24 protein-coding genes are annotated in these 25,678 nt (G+C 63.4%); 10 read left to right on the top strand and 14 right to left on the bottom strand.

Annotated elements, in window-relative coordinates; genetic code table 11:
• Positions 1 to 60 precede the first annotated feature (60 nt).
• From NK8_RS39710 to yghU, 5 genes are all read right to left on the bottom strand, one after another.
• Positions 61 to 900 (bottom strand): MBL fold metallo-hydrolase, encoded by an 840-nt coding sequence (locus NK8_RS39710; RefSeq protein WP_213234136.1) that lies wholly within the window; start codon positions 898 to 900, stop codon positions 61 to 63.
• A gap of 2 nt (positions 901 to 902) precedes the next feature.
• The gene (locus NK8_RS39705; protein WP_213234135.1) at positions 903 to 2,225 is read right to left on the bottom strand and encodes an MFS transporter; all 1,323 of its coding nucleotides are present in this window, start codon (positions 2,223 to 2,225) and stop codon (positions 903 to 905) included.
• A 20-nt stretch (positions 2,226 to 2,245) separates the two neighbouring features.
• Complete coding sequence (locus NK8_RS39700; RefSeq protein WP_213234134.1) at positions 2,246 to 3,262, bottom strand: succinylglutamate desuccinylase/aspartoacylase family protein; 1,017 nt, start codon at positions 3,260 to 3,262, stop codon at positions 2,246 to 2,248.
• Between the two features lie 97 nt (positions 3,263 to 3,359).
• Entirely contained in the window at positions 3,360 to 4,247 is an 888-nt protein-coding gene (locus NK8_RS39695) for a LysR family transcriptional regulator (RefSeq protein WP_213234133.1), read from the bottom strand.
• A gap of 24 nt (positions 4,248 to 4,271) precedes the next feature.
• Positions 4,272 to 5,147, bottom strand: coding sequence for a glutathione-dependent disulfide-bond oxidoreductase (yghU, locus tag NK8_RS39690; RefSeq protein ID WP_213234132.1), 876 nt, complete (start codon positions 5,145 to 5,147; stop codon positions 4,272 to 4,274).
• Between the two features lie 114 nt (positions 5,148 to 5,261).
• Here yghU and NK8_RS39685 point away from each other — a divergent pair, with 114 nt between their 5' ends.
• Entirely contained in the window at positions 5,262 to 5,873 is a 612-nt protein-coding gene (locus NK8_RS39685; RefSeq protein ID WP_213234131.1) for a TetR/AcrR family transcriptional regulator, read from the top strand.
• 195 nt (positions 5,874 to 6,068) lie between these two features.
• Positions 6,069 to 6,476, top strand: a complete 408-nt coding sequence (locus tag NK8_RS39680; protein ID WP_213234130.1) for a VOC family protein — start codon at positions 6,069 to 6,071, stop codon at positions 6,474 to 6,476.
• Positions 6,477 to 6,494: 18 nt separating this feature from the next.
• On the opposite strand, the gene NK8_RS39675 is transcribed toward NK8_RS39680, so the two are convergent.
• From NK8_RS39675 to NK8_RS39665, 3 genes are read right to left on the bottom strand one after another with little or no spacing between them, the layout of a single operon-like run.
• A complete protein-coding gene (locus NK8_RS39675; protein ID WP_162069235.1) occupies positions 6,495 to 6,875 on the bottom strand; it encodes a TraR/DksA family transcriptional regulator in 381 nt (126 codons plus the stop codon).
• Between the two features lie 26 nt (positions 6,876 to 6,901).
• Positions 6,902 to 7,705: a family 1 encapsulin nanocompartment shell protein gene (locus NK8_RS39670; RefSeq protein WP_162069234.1), complete on the bottom strand. Its 804-nt coding sequence runs from the start codon at positions 7,703 to 7,705 to the stop codon at positions 6,902 to 6,904.
• Positions 7,698 to 8,741 (bottom strand): Dyp-type peroxidase, encoded by a 1,044-nt coding sequence (locus NK8_RS39665; protein WP_213234129.1) that lies wholly within the window; start codon positions 8,739 to 8,741, stop codon positions 7,698 to 7,700. The genes NK8_RS39670 and NK8_RS39665 overlap by 8 nt, the downstream gene beginning before the upstream one ends.
• Positions 8,742 to 8,931: 190 nt before the next feature.
• Here NK8_RS39665 and NK8_RS39660 point away from each other — a divergent pair, with 190 nt between their 5' ends.
• Positions 8,932 to 9,654, top strand: a complete 723-nt coding sequence (locus NK8_RS39660) for a haloacid dehalogenase type II (RefSeq protein WP_213234128.1) — start codon at positions 8,932 to 8,934, stop codon at positions 9,652 to 9,654.
• Positions 9,655 to 9,718: 64 nt separating this feature from the next.
• Positions 9,719 to 10,207, top strand: coding sequence for a YaiI/YqxD family protein (locus tag NK8_RS39655; RefSeq protein ID WP_213234127.1), 489 nt, complete (start codon positions 9,719 to 9,721; stop codon positions 10,205 to 10,207).
• Here NK8_RS39655 and NK8_RS39650 read toward each other — a convergent pair.
• Complete coding sequence (locus NK8_RS39650) at positions 10,168 to 10,965, bottom strand: IclR family transcriptional regulator (RefSeq protein WP_213234126.1); 798 nt, start codon at positions 10,963 to 10,965, stop codon at positions 10,168 to 10,170. The two genes, NK8_RS39655 and NK8_RS39650, sit on opposite strands and share 40 nt — an antisense overlap.
• 248 nt (positions 10,966 to 11,213) lie before the next feature.
• On the opposite strand from NK8_RS39650, the gene NK8_RS39645 reads away from it, so the two are divergent.
• The 4 genes from NK8_RS39645 to NK8_RS39630 all read left to right on the top strand — a co-directional run bounded on the left by NK8_RS39645 (position 11,214) and on the right by NK8_RS39630 (position 15,913).
• Positions 11,214 to 12,122 (top strand): hydroxymethylglutaryl-CoA lyase, encoded by a 909-nt coding sequence (locus NK8_RS39645; protein WP_301549933.1) that lies wholly within the window; start codon positions 11,214 to 11,216, stop codon positions 12,120 to 12,122.
• The gene (locus NK8_RS39640; RefSeq protein ID WP_213234124.1) at positions 12,119 to 13,393 is read left to right on the top strand and encodes a CaiB/BaiF CoA-transferase family protein; all 1,275 of its coding nucleotides are present in this window, start codon (positions 12,119 to 12,121) and stop codon (positions 13,391 to 13,393) included. Before NK8_RS39645 ends, NK8_RS39640 begins: the two co-directional genes overlap by 4 nt.
• Positions 13,394 to 13,472: 79 nt before the next feature.
• Positions 13,473 to 14,780 carry an MFS transporter gene (locus NK8_RS39635; RefSeq protein WP_213234123.1) on the top strand — a complete coding sequence of 436 codons (1,308 nt, stop codon included), beginning with the start codon at positions 13,473 to 13,475 and terminating at the stop codon, positions 14,778 to 14,780.
• Between the two features lie 2 nt (positions 14,781 to 14,782).
• A complete protein-coding gene (locus NK8_RS39630; protein WP_213234122.1) occupies positions 14,783 to 15,913 on the top strand; it encodes an amidohydrolase in 1,131 nt (376 codons plus the stop codon).
• A gap of 10 nt (positions 15,914 to 15,923) precedes the next feature.
• On the opposite strand, the gene prpF is transcribed toward NK8_RS39630, so the two are convergent.
• From prpF to prpB, 4 genes are all read right to left on the bottom strand, one after another.
• Entirely contained in the window at positions 15,924 to 17,117 is a 1,194-nt protein-coding gene (gene prpF, locus NK8_RS39625) for a 2-methylaconitate cis-trans isomerase PrpF (protein WP_213234121.1), read from the bottom strand.
• A gap of 23 nt (positions 17,118 to 17,140) precedes the next feature.
• Entirely contained in the window at positions 17,141 to 19,738 is a 2,598-nt protein-coding gene (acnD, locus tag NK8_RS39620; RefSeq protein ID WP_213234120.1) for a Fe/S-dependent 2-methylisocitrate dehydratase AcnD, read from the bottom strand.
• A gap of 149 nt (positions 19,739 to 19,887) precedes the next feature.
• The gene (gene prpC, locus NK8_RS39615) at positions 19,888 to 21,057 is read right to left on the bottom strand and encodes a 2-methylcitrate synthase (RefSeq protein WP_213234119.1); all 1,170 of its coding nucleotides are present in this window, start codon (positions 21,055 to 21,057) and stop codon (positions 19,888 to 19,890) included.
• Positions 21,058 to 21,080: 23 nt separating this feature from the next.
• Complete coding sequence (gene prpB, locus NK8_RS39610; RefSeq protein ID WP_213234118.1) at positions 21,081 to 21,977, bottom strand: methylisocitrate lyase; 897 nt, start codon at positions 21,975 to 21,977, stop codon at positions 21,081 to 21,083.
• Between the two features lie 197 nt (positions 21,978 to 22,174).
• Between prpB and prpR the strand changes: the two genes are divergently transcribed.
• Positions 22,175 to 24,121, top strand: a complete 1,947-nt coding sequence (prpR, locus tag NK8_RS39605; RefSeq protein WP_213234117.1) for a propionate catabolism operon regulatory protein PrpR — start codon at positions 22,175 to 22,177, stop codon at positions 24,119 to 24,121.
• Positions 24,122 to 24,125: 4 nt separating this feature from the next.
• Here the strand turns inward: prpR and NK8_RS39600 are convergent, their stop codons facing one another.
• Entirely contained in the window at positions 24,126 to 24,572 is a 447-nt protein-coding gene (locus NK8_RS39600) for a DUF2501 domain-containing protein (RefSeq protein WP_061178732.1), read from the bottom strand.
• 144 nt (positions 24,573 to 24,716) lie between these two features.
• On the opposite strand from NK8_RS39600, the gene NK8_RS39595 reads away from it, so the two are divergent.
• A complete protein-coding gene (locus tag NK8_RS39595) occupies positions 24,717 to 25,478 on the top strand; it encodes a 3-oxoacyl-ACP reductase (RefSeq protein WP_213234116.1) in 762 nt (253 codons plus the stop codon).
• The last annotated feature ends 200 nt before the right edge of the window (positions 25,479 to 25,678 follow it).

The raw sequence follows: 25,678 nt of genomic DNA, 5'->3' as shown, positions 1-25,678 counted from the left end.
ACTCGCAAGCGTCGAATACCCTCCTTTCGGGGGATGAGCAAAGTGGGGATCGGGGCCGCGTCAATCGGATGCGGCGAGCCAGCTCCACGCGAAGCCGTCCATCGTTTTCTCGATTCTGCCAGCGGACGTGCGCGGAAAATGCGCGGTGAAGATCGCGCTGGAATGTTCGGCCGCGCGGCTCAGCAACCATTCGCGCGACGCGCGGGCTTCATCCGGTTGCAGGCAGAACACTGAGTTCCATTGCGGCTTGCCGACCTGAACCGGGCTGTGCATGACATCGCCGGAAAATATCGCGATCTCGCCGTTCGATTCCATCTCGATCGCCATGTGGCCCGCGCTATGCCCGAAGGTCGGCAGGAAGCGGACGCCTTCGATGAGCGTCGCGCCTTCGTCGGGAACGGTGCGCGCGAGCTTCGCATCGATCAGCGGCAGCACGCTGTCCTCATAGACCATGCGGCGCGGCTCGCCTGCGGGCGGATCGAAGAACGTGCGCTCGCGCTCGCCGAATACATGCGTCGCATTCGGAAATACGGGCGTCCAGTGTCCGTTCTCCCAATGCGTGTTCCAGCCGACATGATCGACATGCAGATGCGTGAGCAGCACATAATCCACCTCATGACGATCGTAACCTGCGGCGGCGAAGCGTTCGAGCACGGGATTGTCTAGCCGGTCGAAGAGCGCGCTGAAGGCTCGCGCCTTGCCGTTGCCGATGCCCGTATCGACGATGAACGTGAGCCCATCGCGTTCGATCACCCACAGATGCGTGCGCAGGCGAATCTCGCCCGCGCTCGCGTTGTCCCAATCGGGAAAGAGCCGGTCCGGCGCGAGCCCGAATTCCGTTTCGTCGATGCGTGTAATCGTCATGTCGCCGATGCGGCAACGGAATGCGTCATGGCTCATCGTCAAACCTCCTTGCGTGCGGGCGCTATGCGGCGCGTCGCCAGTGCATAGAGCATGGCGCTTGCGAACGCGGCGCTGCCGCCGACGATCGCGAGCGCATGCGCGCCACCGACATGTTCGTTCAGATAGCCTACCGCGAGCGGCCCGACGCCGCCGCTGATCGCGTTGGTCATGAACACGAGCAGTGCGATGGAGCGGCCGCGCATGCGGTTCGGCACGGCGATCTGCAACGGCACGGGCGCGAGCGCCATCGCGATGCTCGCGGCCAGCGCACACACGCCATAGAGAAGGATGGCGAGCGTGCTGTCGGCGACGAGCGGCATCGCGATCGCGGCGGGCACGAGCGCGGCCACGGCGCACGTCGATAGCGCGAGCACCTTCTGCAACGCGCGCTCATCCGTGACGCGCGTCGCGAGCATGCCCGCAGCGGCGACGCCCATCATTCCGCCGATCATGTAGGCAGGCGCGGCCATCTTCCCCACTGCCGACGGCGCGAGATGAAAATGCCGCATCAGAAGCGTTGGAAACCACGCGGCATGCGAGTAGAACAGCGTGATGAGCGCGACATACGCGGCGAAGTACGGCGCGCAGAAGCGATTGCGCACGAACAGTTCGACGAGCACGTCACGCAGCGAAGGCAACGCATCGCCTGCGAGCGTGGTGTCATCGGCTTCGTGTCTTGCGGGCTCGCGCACCGTCAACGCGACCAGCGCCGCCAGCACGAGACCCGGCAAGCCGACGAGCACGAACACGGCTTGCCACGGCGCGAATCCACGCGATGCGAGCCATGATGCCGCGTCGCCGCCCGTCGCGGACAGCAGCACGCCGCCGCCGAACAGCGCGAGCCCGCCGCCGATATACGGCCCGAGCATGAAGACACTGCTCGCGCGCGTGACTTTGCGCGGCGGAAAGATATCGCTGAAGATGGAAAGCGCCGCGGGACTCAGCGCCGCTTCGGCGATGGCCGTGCCCGCGCGCGCGGCGAGCAGTTCGGCGAAGCTCGTTGCGAAGCCGCAGAGCGCGGTCGATATCGCCCAGATCGCGACGCATGCCGCAATCAGTCGCACGCGGTTTGCGCGATCCACCAGGCGCGCGACGAACACGCCTGCGGTCGCATAGCACATCGTGAACGAGAAGCCTTGCAGCAAGCCGATCTGGGTGTCAGTGATGCCGAGCGTGAGCTTGATCGGCTGCACGAGAATGCTCACGATCTGCCGGTCGAGATACGAGAACGCGAAGCAGACGAAGAACAACCACACGATATACGTCGGATGCCGCGCGTCGATGGGCGTGCGCGCGTGCGCGGGCATGGGATGAGCGCTCATGCATGGCTCCTGTTTGAGTGTCAGTCGAGAGAGGATTCGGCGGCGACGAGCGCGATGCAATCGCCTGCTTCGACGCGCGCGAAGGTGCGCGCGCACATCACGCGGCCGTCGCCGCGAAACGCAATCTCGCGCGGCGCGCGCCACGGTTCGTGCGGATCGAAAAGACGGCCGGCGAGCTGGCCCGCGCGCACGTCGTCATCGAGTGAGAAGGCCGGTTCGAACACGCCGGCATGCGGGGCATAGACATAGTGTTGCGGGCCTTCGACACGGAAGTAGCGCGTCGCCGGCGCCGGCGCGTCGACGTCATCGCGCAGCACGCCGAGACGCTGCAACACGCGCTCCAGGCCGCTTTCGACGATCGCGAGATTGGCCGCATCGCAGCCCGCGTGGCCGCCGAACTCGCCGCACATGAAGAGCGTGCCGTGACGCTCGGCCGCCGCCGCGAAGGTGCGGTCCTCGCCGAGCAGATCCATGATCATGGTGTTGGGCGCGCCGAACGCACGCACGAGTTCGAGATAGCGCGCACGTTGCGCGGCGTCGCTCGCGGGCGGCGGCGAAGCGAGCAAGGTCGGCGCATGTTCGAACGATGCGCCGCCCGCGTGAAGATCGATCACGACATCCGCGCGCGGCAGCAATGCCGTCTCGATGTAATGCGCGATCATCTCGGTCGGCTTGCCGTGGCGCGCGCCAGGAAAGAGCCGGTTGAGATTGCCGCCGTCGATGGGCGAGGTGCGCGATCCATTGAGAAACGCAGGGAAATTGAGCGCGGGAATCACGATCAGCCGGCCATGTATCGCGAGCGTCGGCATGCGCTGCATCAGTTTCATCAGCGCGACGGGGCCTTCGTATTCGTCGCCGTGATTGCCGCCGGTGAGCAGCACAGTGGGGCCATCGCCCGCGTTCAGAACGGCGAGCGGGATCGGAATGTGACCGTAGGCGGAGCGGTCGTGCGACCACGGCAGACGCATTGTGCCGGTCTGAAAGCCGGTGCGTTCGTAGTCGATATCGGTGGCGATGAGCGAGGCGGGCGTGGACATGGGCGGAGTTCGAATCGAGTGAGTTCGACTCCACTATTGCCGACGATAAAACGCCTGGCCAATGCCGTTTTCTGCGGCGGGCGATGCCTTGCGAGCATCACTGTGCAGCGGGTTTCAGCAGATCGATGAAGCGCTGCAGCGCCGCATTGCCGTGCTGCGCGAGAAAGCAGAATTCGAGCGGCAGGCACACGGACAAATCCGCCACGTCGACGAAACGCACGCGCGCGGGTGGACGTTCCCGGTTGGCCGCATTGACGAGCGCCGCACCGACGCCCGCCGCGACGAGCGAGAGAATCGCGGTCTCGGTGGAGGCTTCCTGACGGATATCGAGCGTGAGGCCCTGCCGCGCGCATGCGGAGATGAGCCGGTCGTAATACGCGGCATAGACGCGCCGTGGAAACGCGATGAAGGGCAGGCCCGACAGTTCGCGCGCGTGCACGGAACCGTGCTGGCCGACGGGGCTATGTTCGGGGACCGCGAGCACGACGGTCTGCTCCAGCAGCGGCACGCTGTCGAAGCCTTCGGGCAACGCGCCGAAGCGATAACAAAAGCCGCCGTCGAGATGCTCGGCCGCGATGGCGTCGAGTTGCTCCGGCGTATTCATCGGCTGCAGTTCGAGCGCGACGTCGCGCGCCGATTGTTGAAACGCATTCAGCGCCGACGACACCACGCCGCTCCACGACGCGTTCTCGACGAAGCCGATGCGCAAGCGGCCCTGCACGCCCGACGCAATGCGATGCGCGAGCCGGTTCGCGGCATCGACGCGTGCGAGGATATCGCGCGCTTCGTCGAGATACGCGACGCCTGCGGGCGTCAGCTTCAGACCGCGCGGCGTGCGCTCGAACAGCGCTGCGCCGATGGCTTCTTCGAGATCCTGAATCTGCCGCGAAATGGCCGGTTGCGTGACATGCAGATGCTCGGACGCGGCGCGCACGCTGCGCAACTCCGCGACGGCGATGAAGTAACGAAGATGGCGCAGTTCCATGAGACGGCGGCCGCGTTGCGGGCGTTACTTTTCCGTGGCGAGCTTGTCTTGTGTGCGCGTTTCGAAGTCGCTCGCGTCGTGACGTTCGTGCAACTGGCTCGTCGGCTCGCCGAAGGTCCGGTTCACCATGCGGCCGCGCTGCACGGCGGGACGCGCGCGGATCACATCGGCCCAGCGGCATACGTGCTTGTATTCGTGCACGGAAAGGAACTCGGCCGCGTCATACAGCCAGCCGTTCACGAGACCGCCGTACCACGGAAAGATCGCCATGTCGGCGATGGTGTATTCGTCGCCGGCGATATATGCGCTATCCGCGAGACGCTTGTCGAGCACGTCGAGTTGACGCTTCACTTCCATCGCGAAGCGGTCGATCGGATATTCCATCTTGCTCGGCGCGTAAGCATAGAAGTGCCCGAAGCCGCCGCCGAGATACGGCGCGCTGCCCATCTGCCAGAACAGCCACGAGAGACACTCGGCGCGTTTCGCCGGATCGGTCGGCACGAACGCGCCGAACTTTTCCGCGAGATAGAGCAGAATCGCGCCCGATTCGAACACGCGCACGGGCGTGGCGCCGCTGCGATCCAGCAGCGCGGGAATCTTCGAATTCGGATTGACGTCGACGAAGCCGCTGCCGAACTGATCACCCTCGCCGATGCGAATGAGCCATGCGTCGTACTCCGCGCCGCGATGGCCGAGCGCGAGCAATTCCTCGAGCATCACGGTGACCTTCACGCCGTTGGGCGTGGCGAGCGAATACAGTTGCAGCGGATGCCGACCGACCGGCAGCACTTTCTCGTGCGTCGGCCCGGAGATCGGTCGATTGATACTGGCGAAACGACCGCCGCTTTCCTTGTTCCAGGTCCACACGGTGGGCGGCACGTATTCGGTCGATGCGCTCATGCTTCCTGCTCCTCAATGCGAATTCGATAGGTTTGCCGAGGTTATCAGGTCGACAGCAAACGTGCTCAAACGAGCTTTGTACAATCGGGCATGGCATTTCACGAGAGGAGTCGAATGAGCCAACGTCCATCGCGCAAAACCTTTCGGCCTCGAAAGACGCCGGCGCAGTCGCGCTCCGAAGCGACCGTTTCGTCCATCGTCGAGGCGGCGGCGCAGGTGCTCGAAAGCGAGGGCTTTGAAGGGTTCAATACGAATGCGGTCGCGCGTCGCGCGGGCGTCAGTATCGGCTCGCTCTATCAATATTTTCCGGGCAAGGATGCGCTGACCGTCGCGTTGATTCATCGAGAAAGCACGCGGTTTTATGAGGATGCATCGATTGCGTTGACGAAGCGCAGCGGCAAGGCCGCGCTCGAATATCTGATCGGCGCCGCCGTGCGCCAGCAATTGCAACGTCCGATGCTCGCGCGCTTGCTCGATATCGCCGAAGGGCGTCCGGCATTGCGCGACGAAACCGCGAAAGGAGGGATGGCGGAGCTGGTCGGAACGATCGTCGGGCGTGCCGCGCCGCGGCATCCGGACCCCGACGTCGCGGCGCACGATCTGCTCGCGATCGTCAAGGGGATGGTCGATGCCGCGGGCGAACGCGGCGAGCGCGATCTCGACGACCTCGAACGTCGCGTGCGGGCCGCTGTTTTCGGTTATCTGGCGCGAAGCGGCGGCGTATGAAAGCGTGCAAATGCGAGTAATCGATTCGCACGCGGCGGCATCGGATGCATGAAAGCGCGCCTTGCAGCGGGCTTCGGGCACTTGCCGCAAGCGTTCGCAATGCGAGTAGTCGAATGTGAGCTTTTACTTATATTCTGAAGTCCTCAGGCGGCGACGGCATGGGGCTGCCGCCACTCGACTCATGAGAGACCGACGATGACACTTTCGACTCAGAGCATGAAGCTCAATCACCTCAGCTTTCCTTCCGCCGATACACCCGCGACAGCGCGCTTCTTCGAGCGCTATCTGGGCTTCACGATATCGGGAACATGGGAGCGGTCGTACATCCTGAAGCGTCCGGGCTTTGATGTGGTCATCGATCACGCTCGCGACGATATACCCGACTGGCCGCGCGCGTTTCACGTCGGCTTCGAATTGCCGAGCCTCGATGACGTGCGCGACCTCTATGAGCGTTTCAAATCGGAAGGTGTGGAGATGGAGACGGGCATCTTCAACAACGGGCGCGGCTCACGCTTCTTCTGCCGCGCGCCGGGCGGCGTGATGTTCGAAATGAACACGCGATCCGACGCGGCGCCCGAATATCAGGGCACCTTCGACGATTGATGCGCGCGATGCGCAACGTCAGTGGCCCGCTTCGCGCCGGCCTTGTTCTTCGACCGTAAAGAGAGCTTCCGGCATCGCTTCGAGGCGCGCTTTCGGAATGGGCACGCCGCTTTCGTCGGATAACCCGTAGGTGCCTTCCGCGATCTTTTGCAACGCACGCTCGATGTCGCCGATGCGCTGATCGTTCACGTTGCGCAATGCCTGATTCGTGATGTCCTGTTCCATGCGTTGCGCATCGTCCTCATACTCTTCGGCTTCGGAACCGCGTTCTTCCTGAAGACGACGTTCGCCCGCGATGGTGCTTTCCTCCGTACCGAGCAGTTCGCGCTTCATCGCAAGAAGACGCTTCTGCTGCTGCTCGATGAATTCGTCGCTCAGGCCGCTTTGTTGATTCGACATGATCATGCTCCGCAAATCTTATGCGGCTATTCGCCAGCCGCGATGGAAACGGACGCTTCGCTCGTCAGCATCAGGAACGTAAGCGTTTCGCGCAGATAAAGCTGCACGGTCGTATCGGTATGGCTCGTGTAGCCGATCGATACGTCCTGTCCGATATGCAACTCGTAATCGCCGCCGCGCGTGGACAGCACGCAGCCGCCTTGCAACGCGGGCGCCCATACGAGATCGCCGCTCACGATGCGCTTGATGTGCTCGATGACCGGATAGCCCTGATCGCTCGCTTCGGCGAGCACGGTATAGGCATCCGCGCCGAGCAGCACGGAGTAGGGACCTTCGACGCCGGCAAGACGCAGCTTTTCGAGCGCCTGGCTGATGGCGGTGGGGTAATCGGCGACATCCGCGGGCAGAAAGGTCGGCGCATTCGAACTGCCGTCGCGAATACCGACGATGCCGGCGGCCGCGAAGCCATCGAAGATGGCGCTGTCTTCCGCGAGCGCGAGTTCGTTCGCGGCGGTCTTGGCGGGCTGCCAGTCGGCGTCGTTCGAGCCGCGCTCCACGCTGTCGATGGCTTCGCGCTGCAGCGTGAACGGCACGGTGAGTTGAACGAGCTGCTTCACGTCGTACAGCTTCGCCGAGACGCCTTTGTTCGGCGATGCGATGTTCGTCTGATGTCCCGTGCCGATGCCCGACAGCGCCACGCCGCCTGGACTCTTCACGTCGACGACGCGACGGCCCGCGAGCGCGCGCTTGAACGTGCGGGCGACTTCAGCTTCGATCTGCGACCATGCCGCGCTCGAAACCGGCGCGAGTTCCCGATGCAGGTTATTCATCTTGTGACGTTCCTTTGAGAGAGCCAATGTTCAATGTTCCCGCGCGGCTATCTTCTTGCTGGCTTTCGCCGGCGGAGGATGGCGCGGCGTCCGGATTGCGGTCGGGCAGCGCGTCGAGCAGATCGGCGGAGGGCACGAAAAAGAGGCCGCCCGTCACCACGCGGCTATAGTCGAGCAGGCGGTCGTAGTTGCCCGGCGGCCGCCCGACGAACATGTTTTCGAGCATCTGTTCGATCGGCCGGGGCGTGCGCGCATAGCCGATGAAATACGTGCCGAACTCCTTCGCGCCCGGACGGCCGAAGGCCATGTTGTGCCGCAGGATCTTCACTTCCTCGCCGTTCTCCTCGATCGTCGTGAGCGAGCTATGCGAGCACGAAGGTTTGATCGAATCGTCGAGTTCCACATCGGATAGCTTTTCACGTCCGATGATCAATTCCTGCTGCTCGACGGTCAGCCCGTTCCACGCATCGAGGTTGTGCAGATACTTCTGCACGATCACATAGCTGCCGCCGGCGAAATCGGGATCTTCATCCTCGATGAGCGTGTACTTCGCCATGCTCTTGCCGGTCGGATTCTCGGTGCCGTCGACGAAGCCGACCATGTCGCGCAGATCGAAGTAGCGAAAGCCATGCACTTCGTCGACGACCGTGAAGGCATCGCCGAGCTTATCGAGTATCTGCGACGCGAGTTCGAAGCACAGATCCATGTGATCCGCGCGGATATGCAGGAGGATGTCGCCGGGTGTCGCGATCGCGCGGCGCTCGCCCGAGCCGAATTCGCGAAACGGATGCAGCGACGCCGGACGCGGCGCGCCGAACAGATGGTCCCACGCGTCGGCGCCGAAGCCGCATACGCAGGACAGGTTCGCGGACGGCGCGCGCGTGCCGACCGCGCGGACCAGCGCCGCGATATCGCCGCACCATGAGCGCACGACGTCGGCTTTGCCTTCGGCGCGCGACACCGTGGCGACGAGAAAGATCGCGCTTCGGGAAATCGGATTACAGACGGCTTGTGGTTCGGGTAGGGTATCGGGCATCTGAAGAGTTCGATTGCGTGAGTTCACGATGAGGCGACAAGGCAACGCGAAGATTCATAAGACTATATGCTGGCGCATTCACGCGCATTAAGCAAAAGCAGTGGACCGACGATACACCAACTCCATGTAACGAATAATCCGGAACGCACGGTTTTGTAACATGGCATCTGATCGACTGACAGGAGCGAATGTGAAACTGACCGACTTCAACACGCTGACCTTCGACTGCTACGGCACGCTGATCGATTGGGAAACGGGTATTTTCGAAGGGCTGCGCGCGCTGCTCGATCGCGTCGAACCTGCGTTGACGCGCGATCAGGTGCTGGAGGCGCATGCGCGTCACGAGTCGTCGCAACAGCGATACACGCCGGGCAAGAGGTATCAGGAGTTGCTGGCTATCGTCTATAAACGGCTGGCCGAGGAATGGCGCGTGTCGTACACGCACGAGGAATGCCTTGCATATGGCCGGTCCATTCGCGACTGGCCTGCGTTCGCGGATTCGGCGGACGCGCTGCGATATCTGAAGCAGCATTACAAGCTGGTGATTCTGTCGAATGTCGACAACGAGAGCTTCACGCATAGCAATGCGAAGCTGAAAGTGGAATTCGATGCGATCTTCACGGCGGAAGATATCGGTTCCTACAAGCCCTCGCCGCGCAATTTCGAATACATGCTGGAGAAGCTGGGCGAGCGCGGCATCCGCAAGGAGACGATCCTGCACACTGCCGAAAGTCTCTTTCACGATCACAAGCCCGCCAATGAATTCGGGCTTGCGTCGTGCTGGATTTATCGCCGTCATTCGCAGCCGGGCTTCGGCGCGACGATGGACCCCGGTGCGCAGCCGAATATCGATTTCCGCTTCGACAGCATGGCGGATCTGGCAAAGGCGCACGAGGCCGCGCTGCTGAGATGACGTTCGCGCCGGAGTCAGACAAGCAGTAACATCGTGGCTCCCTCTCTTTCTCGGAAATGCTTCGATGCAAGTGCTAGTCGATGCGGACGCCTGTCCGTTTGCCGTCAAGGAGATTCTCTTTCGGGCCGCGCGGCGCGTCGAAGTGTGCGTCACGCTGGTCGCGAATCAATACCTGCGCACGCCGCCTTCGCGCTTCATCAAGGCGCTACAGGTGCCAGCGGGCTTCGATGCCGCCGATGACCGCATCGTCGAACTGGTCGAAAGCGGCGATCTCGTGATTACGGCGGACATTCCGCTTGCCGCCGCCGCGCTCGAAAAAGGCGCTCATGTGCTCGATCCGCGCGGCAACTGGTTCAATCGCGAGAATATCCAGGAACGTCTCACGATGCGCGACGTGATGGATCAACTGCGCGGCTCGGGCGTCGAGACAGGCGGCCCCGCGCCTTACTCCGCGAACGATAGCAAAACGTTCGCCGGACAACTGGACCGCTTTCTCGCGCGACATCGTGCGGCTCAAGGCTCGTCGCCGTCCGCGCCGTCGGGTTCTTCCTGAGCCAGCCTTGCAATGCTCGCGTCGTAGCGCGCGCCCTTGCCGCCGAGTGCGATGGTGGCACGCTTCGCACTGTCGAGCAGACTGGCCAACGCGACTCTGATGGTCGCGGGCGCATCGAAGCGGCCTTTGGGCCCCGACAAGGTCAGCGCACCCATCAGCGCTCCCGTCGAATCGAAGACGGGCACCGAAGTCGATGCCGTTTCGGGATCGCGCTCACCGTACGAGACTGCCCAGAGCTGCTCGCGCACCTCATCCCAGCGCGGGTCCTGCGTTTCGGTGAAGGCGAGCAGGACTTTGCCTGATGCGCCCTTGTCGATCGCGAACTCCTCTCCGACCCTGATCGACACCCGCACGCTTCGCGACGGTTCGACGCGATACAGCACGAGGCGCTGATCGCCCTGCCGCACATAGAAGGACGCGGTTTCGCCGAGATCGCGGCTCAACTGCTGAAGCAACGGTTCGATCGCAGGGCCGACCTGGAAGGATCGCTGATACAGCGTGGCAAGGCGCAATGGCTGGTGACCGATCGCGTATTGCCCGTCGCTCAGCTTGCGTATATATCCGCCATGCTCCAGCGCGCCGAGCAGGCGCAAGACCGTGCTCTTGTAAAGACCGGTCCGCCGTGAAAGCTCGGTGAGCGTCAGGCGGTCGTCGGTCGGTCCGAACGCGTTGAGAATGGCGAACGCTCGATCGAGGACGGCAACGCCGCTCGAACTGTCGGTCGTGGATTCGGGTGTCGCATCTGCGTGTACAGCCACGGCGTCGTTCCTTGTCAGCGAAACATGCCGTCACTCTACGGTTTCATCAGGCAGAACTCAAGTTCTAAAAAACACAATTTCAGGGGTTTACCCGTCTTAACGACCTCACGTCACGCGCCTATAGTTCTTTTCAACAGAACACAGGTCTATCAGATAGAACTTTGGAGGTGATCTTGGGTCATTCGGAACGAACCATCCTGATCAGCGAAGTCGGACCGCGCGACGGTCTTCAGAGCATCAGGCGCGTCATGCCGACGGCGGCGAAACTGCGATGGATTTCAGCGCTGGCCGCAGCGGGCCTGAAGGAAGTGGAGGTGGGCTCGTTCGTGCCGCCGGCGTTGCTGCCGCAGATGGCGGACGTCCGCGAGGTCGTGCGTCACGCGCTCTCGATTCCAGGCCTGCATGTGGCCGTTCTGACGCCCAATCTGCGCGGCGCCCGCAGCGCATTCGAAGCAGGCGTGCACAAGATCACGTTGCCCGTCTCGGTCACCGATGAACATTCGATGGCCAACATCCGCAAGACGACCGCGCAGATGATCGACGAGGTTCGCAACATCGTCGCCCTGCGCGATGAGCAGTTTCGCGGCGTGCAGATCGAGGCGGGCGTGTCGGTTGCGTTCGGCTGCACGATCGCCGGCACGGTGCCCGACGACCAGACGATGCGAATCTGCCTCGCTATGGCCGAGTGCGGCGTGGACGAGATCGGTCTTTCCGATACCAGCGGATACGCCAATCCCGTTCAGGTCCGGCGCATGTTCCGCCGGCTGCAAGCCGAAGTCGGCAGCAAGGCCGGTGGGGCGCACTTTCACAATACGCGCGGGCAGGGACTGGCGAATGTCGTCGCGGCGCTCGATGCGGGCGTCACCACGATCGATTCGAGTCAGGCGGGTCTCGGCGGCTGTCCGTATGCGCCGGGTGCGACCGGCAACATCGTCACCGAAGACCTCGCTTTCCTGCTCGAGGCGATGGGCTACGACACCGGCGTGGACATCGACAGACTCATTGCCGCGCGCGCGATTCTCACCGAAGCGCTGCCGGGCGAAGCGCTCTATGGTCATGTGCAGGACGCGGGACTGCCCAAGGGATTCGCCTACGCAGACGGGCGCGCACCGAGCGCGCCGCAACCGGAAGGATGTCTGCTGGGAGCCGCGCAATGAGCGAAGCACAAGTGAACTCGTCCTTGCCGTACGGCGGCGTGCGCGTCGTCGAGATGACGCATATGGTCATGGGCCCGACATGCGGCATGGTGCTCGCGGATCTCGGCGCGGAGGTGATCAAGATCGAACCGATCGCCGGCGACAGCACGCGCGCGCTGCGAGGGTCCGGCGCGGGCTTCTTCGGCACGTTCAACCGCAACAAGAAGAGCATCGCGGTGGACGTGAAGGATCCGCGCGGGATCGAGATCGTCCATAAGCTGCTCGCGGGCGCCGATGTCTTCAGCGAGAATTTCAAGAGCGGCACGATGAACAGGCTCGGCCTCGGTTACGCCGCGTTGTCGACGCTCAATCCGCGCCTGATCTATGTGTCGCACAAGGGCTTCCTGCCCGGTCCCTACGATCACCGCACGGCGCTCGATGAAGTCGTGCAGATGATGGGCGGTCTCGCGTACATGACGGGCCCGGAAGGCCGGCCGCTGCGCGCGGGGACGAGCGTCAACGACATCATGGGCGGGATGTTCGGCGCGATCGGCGCGATGGCCGCGCTCGCGCAACGCGAGCGCACTGGCCGGGGCCAGGAAGTGCAGAGCGCGCTGTTCGAAAACAACGTCTTTCTCGTGGCTCAGCACATGATGCAGTTTGCCGTGACCGGCAACGCCGCAGCGCCGATGCCGAGCCGCATTTCAGCGTGGGCCGTCTACGACGTGTTCTCGGTGAAGAACGGCGAGCAGATCTTTCTGGCGGTCGTATCGGACACGCAGTGGGCGCTGTTCTGCGATGCATTCGGCCTGAGCGCGCTCAAGTCCGACGAGCGGATCGCGACCAATAACCAGCGTGTGCAGGCCCGCAAGTGGTTGTTGCCCGAGCTTCGCAGGCACATGGAGGCGTTCACCGCCGCCGAGATCAGCGCCATCTTCGAACGCTGCGGCTTGCCGTATGCGCCCATCACGAAGCCTCAGGATCTCTTCGATGATCCTCATCTGCTCGCAACCGGCGGCCTCGCCGACGTGACCTTGCCGCCCGACGCGAGCGGCGCCGGTCAGCCGGTCGCCACCAAGACGGCGTTGCTGCCCTTGACGCTCGATGGCGAGCGCCTGCGCTTGCGTGCAGCGCCACCGTCGCTCGGACAGGACACGCAGGCGCTGTTGCTGCAACTCGGATATACGGCGGAAGACCTCAGGCAGCTGACCGAAGCTGGCGTCGTGAAATGTCGGGACCGTCAGCCGGGCGATGCATCGAATCCGTCGGCAAACGAACTCGCCAGCGCCTGAAACCAACGCACATAAAGAATCACTGCGCCGCGCGGACCGGCAGGGCTTCGCTCGGCCAGTGATTCGTCCGGAGACATCCATGACATCCATTTCCTCGAACATGACGGCCGATAGTCCCGTCGACGCCACGCTCGAACAGCAGGCGGTAAGGAAGGCCGCGTGGCGCTTCATACCGCTGCTCGCGCTCGCGTATTTCTTCAACTATCTGGATCGCACCAGCGTGGGCTTTGCCGCGCTGACGATGAATCGCGATCTCGGCCTGACAGCGACGCAGTTCGGCTGGGGCGCGGGCATCATGTTCGCGGGTTACTGCATCTGCGAGGTACCGAGCAATCTCGCGTTGTATCGGTTCGGCGCGCGACGCTGGCTGGCCCGCATCATGATCACGTGGGGCTTCTTCGCGGCGGCGACGGCGCTCGCCGTGGGGCCGACGAGCTTCTATGCGATCCGGCTGCTGCTGGGCATCGGCGAAGCGGGCTTTTTTCCGGGCGTGATCTTTTTTCTCGCGATCTGGTTTCCGGCGAGCTATCGCACGCGCGTGCTCGCGTGGTTCACCGTTTCCACGCCGCTTTCGTCGCTCATCGGTGGTCCGCTTTCCACCTGGCTTCTCAAGATGGATGGCGTGCTCGGTCTGGCGGGCTGGAAATGGATGTTCATCGTCGAAGGCCTGCCCGCGTGTCTGCTGGGCTTTCTCGTGTTGAAGATGCTGGCGGACAAACCCGCCGATGCGAAGTGGCTCTCGTCGGCCGAACGCCAGGCTCTTCAGCGTGCCTTCGACCGCGAAGGCTCGGCGAGCCAGAAGAAAAAGCACTTCGGCGCCGCGTTGAAGGACGTGCGAATGTACCTCCTCGCGATGATCTCCTTCGGCTTCACGATGGGCTCATACGGTATCGGCATCTGGTTGCCGCAGATGCTCAAGGCGCACGGCATGAGCGTGACGCAAACCGGCTGGGTGTCCGCAGTGCCTTATTTCTTCGCCACCATCGCGCTGCTCTGGTGGGCCAGGCGTGTGGATCGGCGCGGCGGACACATCGCGAATCTGGCGGCGGGTCTTTTGATCGGCGCCGTGGCGCTCGGCGTATCGACGTATTTTCAGCAACTGGTCCCGGCCATGACCGGCATCACGCTGGCGCTCATCGGCACCATCGCGGGCCGCACGATCTTCTATACGTTGCCGGCGAGGTTTCTCTCCGGGCAAGCCGCCGCCGGCGGGCTGGCGCTCATCAACTCCATCGGTGCGCTGGGCGGCTTTGCCGGGCCGTATCTCGTGGGCTATCTCAAGGACAGCTTCGGCACCTTTACAGCGGGCATGATCGGCCTGTCCGTCGTGCTGGCCATCACGACCTTGCTGACGCTTTCGCTGTTCGCGTTCAACCAGGGGGAATGAAGATGAAGACGCCTCATTCGTCCCGGCGACGCCAGCTTCTCCGCGCGGCAGCGGCATCCATCGTCATTCCGGCCATCGCTTCGCGACGGGCGTGGGCAAAAGAGGAAACACGCACCATGAGCACGACCAGCAACTATCTGCCCGTTCGCGCGCAATGGCTCGCGTCCGGCACCGAAGCCGCGCTCGAACCGGATATGCCTATCATCGATGCGCATCATCATTTTTATGAACGCGCGGGCTGGACCTATCTGCTCGACGAGTACCTTCAGGATGCGCGTTCAGGTCACAACATCACCGCGTCGGTGTACATGCAGGCGTTGACGCGTTATCGACCGTCCGGCCCGGAGCAGTTGCGACCGGCGGGCGAAATCGAGTACGTGGCCGGCGTGACGGCTCCGTTGCAACAGAGTGGCCCTCAGGTCGCGAAGGGGATCGTCGGATTTGCGGATCTTCGTCGCGGTGCGGCCGTGCGCGACGTGCTGGAGGCAGAGCTTCAGGCAGGCGATGGACGCTTGCGCGGCGTACGGCATCTCGTGACGTGGGACGCCGACACATCGCTCGTGAATCCCTTGTCGGCCGCGCCGCGTGGGCTGTTGCTCGATCCCACCTATCGCGCGGGCGTGGCGCAACTCGGAGCGTTGGGCCTTTCGTACGATGCATGGCTGTTCTTTCCGCAACTGCCCGAGCTATTCGATCTCGCCAGGGCATTTCCGGATACGCCGGTCATCGTCAATCACTGCGGTGGCGTCGTACGTATCGCGAGCTATACGGATCAACGCAAGGAAGTATTCGATACATGGTCACGCTCCATGCGTGAACTCGCGCAGTTGCCCAACGTTCATGTAAAGATCGGCGGCCTCGGGATGCGCATCAACGGCTTTGACTTCGACAAGGGCGAGCGCCCGCCTTCATCGACGCAACTCGCGGATGCGTGGAAGCCCTGGATGCACACCTGCATCGAGGCTTTCGGCGCGGACCGCTGCATGTTCGAAAGCAATTTTCCCGTGGATAAAGGCTCGTATCCCTTCAGCAATGGCTGGAACGCGTTCAAGCGCCTGACCGCTCAGGCCAGTGATGGAGAGCGGGAGGCGCTATTCAGAGGAACGGTGGCGAAGGTGTACCGGCTCGCGTGAGCGCTCCGATTCAATCCAGCGGCACGTCGGGAACGTACACGCGGCCTTCCATCAGCACGCGTGCGCTGCGGCTCATGATGGCCTTCTTCACCTGCCACTCGCCATTCGATTCGATGGCCTCCGCACCCACACGCAACGTGCCCGAAGGATGGCCGAAGCGCACCGACTGCCGCTCGCCGCCACCCGCTGCGAGGTTGACGAGCGTGCCGGGAATCGCCGCCGCCGTGCCGATCGCGACGGCAGCCGTGCCCATCATCGCGTGGTGCAGCTTGCCCATCGACATCGCGCGCACGAGCACATCGACATCGTCCGCGCTGATACGCTTGCCGCTCGATGCGACGTACTCCGCCGGACGCGCGACGAACGCGATCTTCGGCGTGTGCTGGCGTTTGGCGATTTCGTCGAGGTTCCTGATCAGCCCCATGCGCAGCGCGCCATACGCACGGATGGTCTCGAAGCGCTTTAGCGCCGCGTCGTCACCGTTGATCGCGTCCTGAAGCTCGGTGCCCTTGTAGCCGATGGCGTCCGCGTTCACGAAGATCGTCGGAATGCCGGCGTTGATCATCGTTGCCTTGAAGGTGCCGATACCCGGCACTTCGAGGTCGTCGACGAGATTGCCTGTCGGGAACATCGCGCCTTCCGCGCCTTCTTCTTCCGCTGCCGGATCGAGGAATTCGAGTTGCACTTCGGCGGCCGGGAAGGTCACGCCGTCCAGTTCGAAGTCGCCGGTTTCCTGCACGGCGCCGCTCGTCATCGGCACATGCGCGATGATCGTCTTGCCGATGTTGGCCTGCCAGATCCGCACGATAGCGATACCGTTGTCCGGCACGCGCTCCGGATCGACGAGGCCGCTCGCGATCGCGAACGGTCCGACCGCCGCGGAGAGATTGCCGCAATTGCCGCTCCAGTCGACGAACGGCTTGTCGATGGCAACCTGGCCGAAGAGATAGTCGACGTCATGACCGGGCCGCGTGCTCTTCGACACGATGACCGTCTTGCTCGTGCTCGACGTCGCGCCGCCCATGCCGTCGATCTGCTTGCCATACGGGTCCGGGCTGCCGATGACGCGCAAAAAGAGCGCATCGCGCGCGGGGCCGGGCACGCGCGCCGCTTCGGGCAAATCGTTCAGGCGGAAGAAAACGCCCTTGCTGGTGCCGCCGCGCATGTAGGTCGCGGCGATCTTGATCTGTGGTGCGTGTGCCATGGGGTTCGGGTCTCCGTACGTTGTCAGGCCGCTTCTTTCGACGATTCAAGAAAGTCCTGTGCGAAGCGTTGCAGCACGCCGCCGGCTTCGTAGATCGAGACTTCCTCGGCCGTGTCGAGCCGGCAGGTCACCGGCACTTCGACACGCTCGCCGTTCGCGCGATGAACGATCAGCGTGAGATCCGCGCGCGGCTTGCGTTCGCCGATCACGTCGAACGTCTCGGTGCCGTCGATGCCGAACGTCTGGCGATTCGCGCCCGGCTTGAATTCGAGCGGCAGCACGCCCATGCCGATCAGGTTTGTGCGGTGAATGCGCTCGAATCCTTCCGCGACGATCGCTTCGACGCCCGCGAGCCGCACGCCCTTTGCGGCCCAGTCGCGCGACGAGCCTTGCCCGTAATCCGCGCCCGCGACGATGATCAGCGGCTGCTTGCGCGCCATGTAGGTTTCGATCGCTTCCCACATGCGCGTGACCTTGCCTTCTGGCTCGATGCGCGCGAGCGAGCCATTTTTCACCTGGCCATCGACGACGGCCATTTCGTTGATGAGCGTCGGATTCGCGAAGGTCGCGCGCTGCGCCGTCAGATGATCGCCGCGATGCGTCGCGTATGAATTGAAGTCCTCTTCGGGCAAGCCCATTTTCGCGAGGTATTCGCCCGCCGCGCTGTTCGCGAGGATCGCGTTGGACGGCGAGAGATGGTCCGTCGTGATGTTGTCGCCGAGCACGGCGAGCGGGCGCATTCCCGTGAGTGTGCGTTCACCTGCAAGCGCGCCTTCCCAATATGGCGGACGGCGGATGTATGTGCTTTGCGCGCGCCAGTCGTAGAGCGGGCTGATGGCTTCGCCGCTTGCAGGAGTCAGCGCGAACATCGGCTCATAGACCTTGCGGAACTGCTCGGGCTTCACGCTTTGTTTGACGATGGCGTCGATTTCCTCGTCGCTCGGCCAGATGTCCTTCAGATACACGGGCTGGCCGTTCGCGCCGATGCCGAGCGCATCGCGTTCGATGTCGAAGCGGATCGTGCCCGCAATCGCATACGCGACGACGAGCGGCGGCGACGCGAGAAACGCCTGCTTCGCATACGGGTGGATGCGGCCATCGAAGTTGCGATTGCCGGAGAGCACGGCGGTCGCGTACAGATCGCGATCGATGATTTCCTGCTGGATCGCGGGGTCGAGCGCACCGGACATGCCGTTGCACGTCGTGCATGCGAACGCGACGATGCCGAAGCCGAGCCGCTCGAGATCCGGCAGCAAGCCCGCTTCCTGCAGATACAGTTCGACCGCTTTCGAGCCCGGCGCCAACGACGACTTCACCCACGGCTTGCGCGTGAGACCTTGCGCATTCGCATTGCGCGCGAGCAGCGCCGCGGCGATCACGTTGCGCGGATTGCTGGTGTTGGTGCAACTCGTGATCGCGGCGATGATCACCGCGCCATCCGGCATCTGTCCGGGCGTGTCGTCCCATTTGCCCGCGATGCCGCGCGTCGCGAGTTCGGAAACAGGCAGGCGTTTATGCGGATTCGACGGTCCGGCCATATTGCGCACGACACTCGACAGATCGAAGCGGAGCACGCGTTCGTATTCGGCGCGCGTCAGCGAATCGGCCCACAGTCCGGCGGTCTTTGCGTATTGCTCGACGAGGCTCACTTGCCTGTCTTCGCGGCCGGTGAGACGCAGATACTCGATCGTCTGCTCGTCGATATAGAACATCGCGGCGGTCGCGCCGTATTCGGGCGCCATGTTCGAGATCGTCGCGCGGTCGCCGAGCGTGAGGCTCGAAGCGCCTTCGCCATAGAACTCGAGATACGCACCGACGACTTTTTCCTTGCGCAGGAATTCGGTGAGCGCGAGCACGATATCGGTTGCGGTGATGCCCGGCTGGCGCTTGCCCGAAAGCTCGACGCCGACGATATCCGGCAGGCGCATCCACGACGCACGGCCGAGCATCACGTTCTCGGCTTCGAGCCCGCCCACGCCGATCGCGATCACGCCGAGCGCATCGACGTGCGGCGTGTGGCTGTCCGTGCCGACGAGCGTGTCCGGATACGCGACGCCATCGATCGCGTGAATGACCGGCGACATGCGCTCCAGATTGATCTGATGCATGATCCCGTTGCCCGGCGGAATCACCTCGACATTTTTGAAAGCCTTCTTGGTCCAGTTGATGAAATCGAAGCGATCCTCGTTGCGCCGGTCCTCGATCGCGCGGTTCTTCGCGAACGCGTCCGGATCGAAGCCGCCGCATTCGACCGCGAGCGAATGATCGACGATGAGCTGCACCGGCACCACGGGATTCACCTTCGCGGGATCGCCGCCCTGGTCCGCAATCGCATCGCGCAGGCCCGCGAGATCGACGAGCGCGGTCTGTCCGAGAATGTCGTGACACACGACGCGCGCCGGGAACCACGGGAAATCGCGCTCCCGCTTCCGTTCGACGAGCTGCATCAGCGATGGTTCGAGGATCGCCGGATCGCAGCGGCGCACGAGGTTCTCCGCGAGCACGCGCGAGGTGTAGGGCAGTGCGTCGTAGGCGCCGGGCGCGATGGCTTCGACGGCCGCGCGCGCATCGAAGTATTCGAGCGAGGAGCCGGGCAGGGGTTTGCGGTTTGCAGTATTCATCGCGGTGTCTCGGTCATTGCATGGTCTTTCAGATGCCACGCTCGAAGGGTATTGTGGGGGCGACCCCTTCGTTTGATCATTCGGGCTATTTTAGGCGCTTGCCCATAAAAAAGCCCCACCGCCATGTGCGGCAGCGGGGCCTGAACTTCTTACGCACGTTTTGCCAGCGGGACGAACTCGAGATTGTCCGGTCCGGTGTAATTCGCGCTCGGCCGGATGATCTTGTTGTCGATGCGTTGCTCGATGATGTGCGCCGCCCATCCCGAGGTGCGCGAGATCACGAACAGCGGCGTGAACATGGCCGTGGGCACGCCCATCATGTGATACGAGACCGCGCTGAACCAGTCGAGGTTCGGGAACATTTTCTTCGCGTCCCACATCACCGATTCGAGCCGCTCGGCGATGTCGAAGAGCTTCGTGTCGCCGGCTTCCTTCGACAGCTTCTTCGCGATTTCCTTGATGACCTTGTTGCGCGGATCGGAGATCGTGTACACGGGGTGGCCGAAGCCGATCACCACTTCCTTGTTCTCGACGCGCCGCTTGATGTCGCTTTCCGCTTCGTCGGGCGTCTGATAGCGCGACTGGATTTCGAACGCGACTTCGTTCGCACCGCCATGCTTCGGACCGCGCAATGCGCCGATCGCGCCGGTGATCGCCGAATACATGTCCGAACCCGTGCCCGCGATCACGCGCGCTGTGAACGTCGATGCATTGAATTCGTGCTCGGCATACAGGTTGAGCGACACATGCATCGCATCGACCCACGACTTCGAGGGCGCCACGCCATGCAGCAGATGCAGAAAGTGTCCGCCGATGGAATCGTCGTCGGTTTCGACTTCGATGCGTTTGCCGTTGTGCGAATAGTGATACCAGTAGAGCAGCATCGAGCCGAGCGAGGCCATCAGACGATCGGCGATGTCCTTCGCGCCCGGCACGTTGTGATCGTCCTTCTCCGGCAGCAGCGTGCCGAGCACGGACACGCCGGTACGCATCACGTCCATCGGATGCGCGGACGCGGGAATCCATTCCAACGCGGCCTTGAGGTTCGCGGGCAGGCCGCGCAACGCCTTCAGCTTCGTCTTGTACGCTTTCAGTTCGGCAGCGTTGGGCAGCTTGCCGTGCACGAGCAGATGCGCGATTTCTTCGAATTCGGAAGTGGTCGCGACATCGAGAATGTCATAGCCGCGATAGTGCAGGTCATTGCCGGTCTTGCCGACCGTGCACAGCGCGGTATTGCCCGCGGTCACGCCGGACAGCGCGACGGACTTCTTCGGCTTGAATGCGCCTGCGGATGCGGTGCTGTTGTCTGCTTCGCTCATCGATTTCGTCTCCTTTACAAGGGTTATTTCTTTGCCGCAAAAAGCTGGTCGAGCTTGTCTTCGTAGGCGTGATAGCCGAGATACTGATACAGGTCGGCGCGCGACTGCATCGTTTCGACGGCGGCCTTCTGCGTGCCGTCGCGCTTCACGGTCTCGTAGAAGTTGAGCGCGGCTGCGTTCATCGCACGATACGCGCCGCAACAATACAACGCGATATCGACATTGGCGTCCTTCAGTTCGTCGACGGTGAACATGGGCGTCGAGCCGAACTCGGTCAGGTTCGCGAGGATCGGCACGCGCACGGCGGCCTTGAAGCGGCGATAGTCGTCGAGCGTTTTCATCGCTTCGGGGAAGATCATGTCCGCGCCCGCTTCGACATACGCGATGGCGCGCTCGATCGCGGCATCGATGCCTTCGGCGGCGGCGGCATCGGTGCGCGCCATGATGACGAACGATTCGTCCGTGCGCGCATCGACGGCGGCCTTCACGCGATCCACCATCTCGCCGGTCGGCACGACTTCCTTGCCCGGCCGATGACCGCAGCGCTTCTGCCCGACCTGATCCTCGATATGCACGGCCGCCACGCCCGCCTTGATGAACGAGCGGATCGTGCGCGCGATGTTGAAGGCGCCGCCCCAGCCGGTGTCGATATCGACCATCAGCGGCAGCGAGGACGCGTCGGTGATGCGGCGCGCGTCGATGAGCACGTCTTCCATCGTGCTGATGCCGAGGTCGGGCATGCCGAGCGAATTCGCGGCCACGCCGCCGCCGGACAGATAGAGCGCCTTGAAACCGACGGCTTCTGCCATCTTCGCGGCGTACGCGGTGATCGCGCCGACGACCTGCAGCGGGGATTCGTCTCGGACGGCCTGGCGGAACCGCGCGCCTGCGGTCTGTGCGGACTGGATTTCGGAACTCACGGTTTGTCTCCTGATGAAGTCGCGTAACTAAGCAAATCCCTTGCCAGCTTTTGTTGTCGGTTTAAGCTATTGATTTTGCGAGATAAAAAATTTGGCCGCCCGTCTGGCATTTTCATGACTGAAATCCCGGATTTCGAACCTGAAACGGATGTTGCATACTGTATGCGACTCGTCCGTTCCATTCAGTGCAGACAACCATGCAAACCGAACCTGCGTCTCGCCCGCGCATCTGGGCCGTCGGTATCAGCCGGCTCAGAGCGTTATTCATCGATATCGCCGGCGCGTATGCTGATCGCGCTGAACTCGACGTCGTTCCACTCGGTTACGAGGACGCCGCGAACAGCATCGAAGCCGCGCGCGACGAGCGGCCGGATGTCGTCGTGGCGGGCGGTTCGAACGGCGCTTATCTCAAGGGCCGCGTGTCGGTGCCGGTCGTCGTGATCAGCCCGACCGGCTTCGACGTGATGCACGCGCTCACGAAGGCGCGGCGCGAGGGCGCGAGCGTCGCGCTCGTCACGCACGGCGACACGCCCGCGGAAATACGCCGCTTTCTCGCCGCGTACGGTATCGACATGATCTGCGAATCGTATCGCTCGGCGCAGGACGCGGAGAGCCTCGTGCTCGATCTGCGCGATCGCGGCGTCGACGTGGTGGTCGGCCCGGGTCTCGTCGCGGACCTGGCGGCCGACGCGGGCATGAGTTCGGTGTTCCTGTATTCGCGCACATCCGTGGTGGCCGCGTTCGAGACCGCGCTGGAAGTCGCCCAGGCGATGCGCCATGAAGTCGCGCGGCGCATTCGCCTCGACAACCTGTTGCAGCATCTGCGCGATGGCGTCGTCGCGGTCGATGCGGGCGGTCGCATCGAAGCGATCAATCGCCGGCTCGTCGCGGCGCTCGGCATCGCCGATGCATCGCGCGCGGTCGGCCGTGCGCTGCTCGAAGTCGCGCCCGAACTCGATGGCGTATTGCCCGTCGCCGACGGCGATGTATTCGGCGCGGTGCGCGGCGTGAGTTACGCGATCCATCGCGGACCGCTGGCGAGCGACGGCACGGCGGGCGGCACGATCTTCACGTTCCAGGAATCGCGCGCGGTCGAGCGGCTCGACCGAACGTTGCGATCACGACAGGGCGCGCAGGAATTCGTCGCGCGCTATCGGCTGGAGGATGTCGTGGGTGAATCGGAGCCGATCGAGCGCGTGAGGGCGCTCGTGCGACGTTACGCGAAATCCGATGCCACCGTGCTGATTCTCGGCGAGAGCGGCACTGGCAAGGAAATGGTCGCGCAGAGCATGCATCGGCTGAGCGGTCGCAAGGACTTTCCGTTCGTCGCGATGAACTGCGGCGCGTTCCCCGAAGCGCTGCTCGAAAGCGAGCTTTTCGGTTACGAGGAGGGCGCGTTCACGGGCGCGCGCAAGGGCGGCAAAGCGGGCCTGATCGAGGCCGCGCATCGCGGCACCTTGTTTCTCGATGAAATCGGCGAGATGCCGCCTTCGCTGCAAAGCCGTCTGTTGCGCGTGCTGCAGGAACGAGAAGTCATCCGTCTCGGATCGACGGAGCCGACGCGCGTCGATATCCGCGTGATCGCAGCGACCCATCGCTCGCTCGCCGATGGTGTCGCAGATGGATCGTTCCGGGCCGATCTTTTCTATCGCATCAATATTCTGAGCATCGCATTGCCGCCGTTGCGCGCGCGCTCCAGTGACATCCTGCCGCTGGCGACGGAACTGCTGATGCAGGCCGCACGGCGCGACAAGATGCTGGCGCTGCGCGTGCCAGGACGTGAAGCGGCGGCGCGCCTGCTCGCGCCGCTGGAGCAGGCGCTGCGCGCTTATCCGTGGCCGGGCAATGTGCGCGAGTTGCAGAACATCGTCGAGCGCATCGCGGTGGAGATTCCGGACATGGATACCGACCGCGATCGGCCTGTCGCACTGACGCCGGATGACTTGCAGACCATCGCGCCCGAGCTGTTCGACATCAGATCCGAAGCCGGCGCGGATGTGTCGCTGCGCGACCTGAGCCGTTCGATGGAAGCCGATCAGATCCGTGCGACGCTTGCCGCGTTCGACGGTGATCGGGACGCCGTCTGCAAGGCGCTCGGCATCAGCAAGACGACCTTGTGGCGAAGGCTCAACGCGAAACGTTGAAGGTCTACAGCAACGATTTTCCCTGCGCGAGAATCTTGTCGCACACCTGCTTCGTGACTTGTTCCTTCAGGCCGCCGCCGCTCAGATCGACCTGCTTGCCGTTGCCGCTATCGAGGATGCCCTTCGCGCCGTTGGTGTATCCGCCGTCGCTGGACGCCGAACCGCCGAGCTTGCTCATGAGTCCGTCCTTGACCGACGATGCGCCGCCGCCGAGGTAGTTGTTCTTCATGCAGAACTCGAGTACGCCTGCGACATTGCCCGTACTGCTGGAGGTCAGCGAGTCCAGCGATAAACCGCTGCTCAGCCCGCCGAGATTGCCGAGTGCGCCACCGGCACCGCCGCTCTTGCTCTGATCGAGCAGGTTGCCGAGCTGGGCGTGGGTGAGCGGGGCGTAAAGCAAGGTTGCGGCCAGCACCCCACGGATCCAGAGGTGACGTTTGCACGAGATCATGGTGGCTCCTTTTTGTGAGCTTTAACTATAGTGCTTCTTCATGAACAGGGGATGGCCGCCATCGGCACACGCGTAACCGGATCGAAAGCGTGTGTCATCCTGCATAATTCGCCGACCATTCCCGAACCCATTTTGGAGAACTCGATGCTGCTGTCTGAACAGAACGTACTCGTGACCGGCGGCGCGCGCGGCCTGGGTGCGGCGATCACCGAAGCGCTCGCGCGCGAGGGCGCTCGTGTCGTCATCAACTATCACCGCAGCGAAGCGCAGGCGAAAGCGCTCGTCGAAAGGCTCGGGTCGCGCGTCGTGGCCGTGCAGGCCGATATCACCGATGAACGCTCGGTCGCGCGTCTCTTCGAAGAGGCTCACACGAAAAGCGGCGCGCCGGTGCATGCCGTCGTGAACAATGCACTCGCCAGTTTCAGTTTCGATGGCGATGCGCGTCCGAAGCTCGGCGAAATCGAATGGGCGCGCTTTCAGCAGCAGATGGAGGGTGCGCTCAAAGGCGCGCTCAACACGATCCAGGCAGCGTTGCCTGCGATGCGTGCCGCTGGCTTCGGCCGCATCGTGAATGTCGGCACCAATCTGTTCCAGAATCCCGTCGTGCCGTATCACGATTACACCGCGGCAAAAGCCGCGTTGCTCGCGCTGACGAGAACCGCATCGAACGATCTCGGGCCGGACGGCATCACGGTGAACATGGTGTCGGGCGGTCTGTTGCGCACGACCGATGCCAGCCGGGCGACGCCCGAAGCCGTGTTCGATCTGGTCGCGGGCTTCACGCCGCTGCGTCGTGTCACGACGCCCGCTGAATTCGCCGACGCGGTGTTGTTCTTTCTTTCGCCGTGGGCCCGCGCGGTGACGGGGCAGAACCTCGTGGTCGACGGAGGACTGGTCAAGGGCTGATAGAGGCGCGCTCACCGGCGTTGTGCGCGTCGGACAGTTCGATGATGAGTTGGGCGTGCTGATCGCTCAGATCGGCGCGCGAAAGCATGAGTCCGGTTCGTGCCGCCGCCGCACTGACCGCGGCACGATGAACCATTCAGAAGAAACCGATGCGGGTCAAGCGGCCTTGCGCCGTACGGTTGTCAAAACACTACGGCGCC

Source organism: Caballeronia sp. NK8 (assembly GCF_018408855.1).
Classification (GTDB): Bacteria; Pseudomonadota; Gammaproteobacteria; order Burkholderiales; family Burkholderiaceae; genus Caballeronia.
Note: the sequence above shows the minus strand (reverse complement) of the source record. Positions and strands in the feature narration are given on the sequence as shown.

Excerpts from the sequence above, each read along its gene's own strand:
- NK8_RS39710 (WP_213234136.1), bottom strand. The coding sequence starts at position 900 with ATGAGCCATGACGCATTCCGTTGCCGCATCGGCGACATGACGATTACA.
- NK8_RS39705 (WP_213234135.1), bottom strand. The coding sequence starts at position 2,225 with ATGAGCGCTCATCCCATGCCCGCGCACGCGCGCACGCCCATCGACGCG.
- NK8_RS39700 (WP_213234134.1), bottom strand. The coding sequence starts at position 3,262 with ATGTCCACGCCCGCCTCGCTCATCGCCACCGATATCGACTACGAACGC.
- NK8_RS39695 (WP_213234133.1), bottom strand. The coding sequence starts at position 4,247 with ATGGAACTGCGCCATCTTCGTTACTTCATCGCCGTCGCGGAGTTGCGC.
- yghU (WP_213234132.1), bottom strand. The coding sequence starts at position 5,147 with ATGAGCGCATCGACCGAATACGTGCCGCCCACCGTGTGGACCTGGAAC.
- NK8_RS39685 (WP_213234131.1), top strand. The coding sequence starts at position 5,262 with ATGAGCCAACGTCCATCGCGCAAAACCTTTCGGCCTCGAAAGACGCCG.
- NK8_RS39680 (WP_213234130.1), top strand. The coding sequence starts at position 6,069 with ATGACACTTTCGACTCAGAGCATGAAGCTCAATCACCTCAGCTTTCCT.
- NK8_RS39675 (WP_162069235.1), bottom strand. The coding sequence starts at position 6,875 with ATGTCGAATCAACAAAGCGGCCTGAGCGACGAATTCATCGAGCAGCAG.
- NK8_RS39670 (WP_162069234.1), bottom strand. The coding sequence starts at position 7,705 with ATGAATAACCTGCATCGGGAACTCGCGCCGGTTTCGAGCGCGGCATGG.
- NK8_RS39665 (WP_213234129.1), bottom strand. The coding sequence starts at position 8,741 with ATGCCCGATACCCTACCCGAACCACAAGCCGTCTGTAATCCGATTTCC.
- NK8_RS39655 (WP_213234127.1), top strand. The coding sequence starts at position 9,719 with ATGCAAGTGCTAGTCGATGCGGACGCCTGTCCGTTTGCCGTCAAGGAG.
- NK8_RS39645 (WP_301549933.1), top strand. The coding sequence starts at position 11,214 with ATGCCGACGGCGGCGAAACTGCGATGGATTTCAGCGCTGGCCGCAGCG.
- NK8_RS39640 (WP_213234124.1), top strand. The coding sequence starts at position 12,119 with ATGAGCGAAGCACAAGTGAACTCGTCCTTGCCGTACGGCGGCGTGCGC.
- NK8_RS39635 (WP_213234123.1), top strand. The coding sequence starts at position 13,473 with ATGACATCCATTTCCTCGAACATGACGGCCGATAGTCCCGTCGACGCC.
- NK8_RS39630 (WP_213234122.1), top strand. The coding sequence starts at position 14,783 with ATGAAGACGCCTCATTCGTCCCGGCGACGCCAGCTTCTCCGCGCGGCA.
- prpF (WP_213234121.1), bottom strand. The coding sequence starts at position 17,117 with ATGGCACACGCACCACAGATCAAGATCGCCGCGACCTACATGCGCGGC.
- acnD (WP_213234120.1), bottom strand. The coding sequence starts at position 19,738 with ATGAATACTGCAAACCGCAAACCCCTGCCCGGCTCCTCGCTCGAATAC.
- prpC (WP_213234119.1), bottom strand. The coding sequence starts at position 21,057 with ATGAGCGAAGCAGACAACAGCACCGCATCCGCAGGCGCATTCAAGCCG.
- prpR (WP_213234117.1), top strand. The coding sequence starts at position 22,175 with ATGCAAACCGAACCTGCGTCTCGCCCGCGCATCTGGGCCGTCGGTATC.
- NK8_RS39600 (WP_061178732.1), bottom strand. The coding sequence starts at position 24,572 with ATGATCTCGTGCAAACGTCACCTCTGGATCCGTGGGGTGCTGGCCGCA.
- NK8_RS39595 (WP_213234116.1), top strand. The coding sequence starts at position 24,717 with ATGCTGCTGTCTGAACAGAACGTACTCGTGACCGGCGGCGCGCGCGGC.